The 1,667-nt window shown below is 37.1% G+C and carries 3 protein-coding genes; 2 read left to right on the plus strand and 1 reads right to left on the minus strand.

Annotation, left to right across the window (positions count from 1 at the left end):
- Both GXZ13_06945 and GXZ13_06950 read left to right on the plus strand, forming a co-directional pair.
- On the plus strand, nucleotides 1–208 hold a 208-nt coding region (locus tag GXZ13_06945; protein ID NLX75545.1), incomplete at its 5' end, for a hypothetical protein.
- A 34-nt stretch (nucleotides 209–242) separates the two neighbouring features.
- Entirely contained in the window at nucleotides 243–680 is a 438-nt protein-coding gene (locus GXZ13_06950; protein ID NLX75546.1) for a DUF188 domain-containing protein, read from the plus strand.
- Between the two features lie 458 nt (nucleotides 681–1,138).
- On the opposite strand, the gene GXZ13_06955 is transcribed toward GXZ13_06950, so the two are convergent.
- Nucleotides 1,139–1,667, minus strand: a 529-nt coding sequence (locus tag GXZ13_06955; GenBank protein ID NLX75547.1) for a hypothetical protein, incomplete at its 5' end; no start/stop codon positions are given.

A 1,667-nucleotide genomic window follows, 5' to 3' on the forward strand; every position in this document is an offset into this window, starting at 1 on the left:
ATGTATTGGAGAAGAATTCGTTAATGAAGTAAATAAAACTGGCAAGATAGTGCCAGAAGAAGTAGCAAAAACAATAGGAGTGTCCCCTGCCACAATTATCTCTTTGGCGCTAACACTACACAGACAGGGCCGTATAAATATAAAAAGTCTTGAAGCGGAAGTAACAGACTCGGCAAATCAAGAATGTTGCGGCTGTTTAAAATCATAGTGAAAATTATTTTGCAAAAATTAGCGAAAATAGTATGAAAATAATCGTTGACGCTGATGCTTGTCCTAAGAACGTTCTTTTATACACTATAAAAGCAGGTAAAAAAGCAAATATACAAGTGGTGACAGTTGCTAGTTTCAATCACAACATTGAATCAGACTTGCACATTACAGTTGGGAACGCATCTCAAGAAGCAGATATTAAGGTAATGAACTTAACAGAAGCGGGCGACATAGTTATAACACAGGATTGGGGTCTAGCTGCTATGGTTCTTTCAAAAAAGGCTTATGCGATTAACCCTATTGGTATTGAGTATCTTTCAGACAAAATGGACTTTATGCTTGAAGAACGCAATATAAAAGCAGAGTTTCGCAAAAGTGGCGGAAGAACAAAAGGACCTTCAAAGCGAAAAAGCGAAGATGACGATCGTTTCTCAAAAACATTAGACAGTATTATTTCACGAATAACTTAATTATTAGAATACACAAAAGGTGTCTCTGCTTGAAGCAGAGACACCTTTTCTTATTGTTGGTATCTAAAACTATTTTCTCTTATACAAGATCAGAGAATATCGCTTTTATTATGCAAGTACGTTGAAGTTGGAATACAATTCTATTACTTGCATTTGTTTATTCCGTTTTATACTATTTATCAGCTCTTAACGAATGATTTTAGCTTTTTATCAACAGTATAAATCGTTCTTTCTTTGTAACAGCATTCGTGATTTAATTAATTCTTTTAATTTTTTATGCAACAAATTCAACATCTCTATTTGGAAAACCTTTAAAAATTTCAACTTAACTTGAGACAATGATTGCCTTTCGTTTTTCTAAATATTAGTCCGTAATAAGAAAGAGAGCTTTCGTCTTGCGACGAAAGCTCCCTTTTGTGTTTATTTGGGAATTCAAAGATTTAAATAGTTAGTTAATACTATCTGGTCTTTGTACCGTGGTACTTCTTAAGTTTGCCTGTAAGTTTTACACAGTCGTTAAGAAGTGAGTTAGGTGTATATGTTCCGTCGTCGAGCATCTTTTTCCAGCCTGCTGCTTTTTCGTGGAGGATTCCTTCTTTGTCCTTGCCAAGCATGATCGATCCTGGGAAAGGTCTGAAATGACCGGTGTTTTCGTCACGTCCCTGGCTAACAAAGCGGATTTCGCCTTTTTTCATTGCGTCAGCAAGTGTGATGCCTTTTTCGTCCTGATAAATGGCGATTGCTGTGCAAAGTGCTGCGTCGTCTTTGCGAATACGGTTGATCATGAGACCTGCAACAGTGTCTTTAAATTCGGTCATGAAGTTAAAGTCACCCTGTGAGTCACCTGCTCCAAAGATAGGTCCTCTTCCATTATAGAAAGGAACAACTTTTTTAACAAATGCTTCTGATTTGCCTACGCCCTGTGTCTGGGGGTGCTGGTCGTAGTCGTATTTTGCAATGTACTTACCATCTTTGAGGTGGTATGTC

The sequence above is a fragment of the Synergistaceae bacterium genome (assembly GCA_012728235.1).
Lineage (GTDB): Bacteria > Synergistota > Synergistia > Synergistales > Synergistaceae > JAAYFL01.

What these genes read in the sequence shown, in the direction of transcription:
- GXZ13_06950 (NLX75546.1), top strand. Translation starts at nt 243, where the DNA reads ATGAAAATAATCGTTGACGCTGATGCTTGTCCTAAGAACGTTCTTTTA.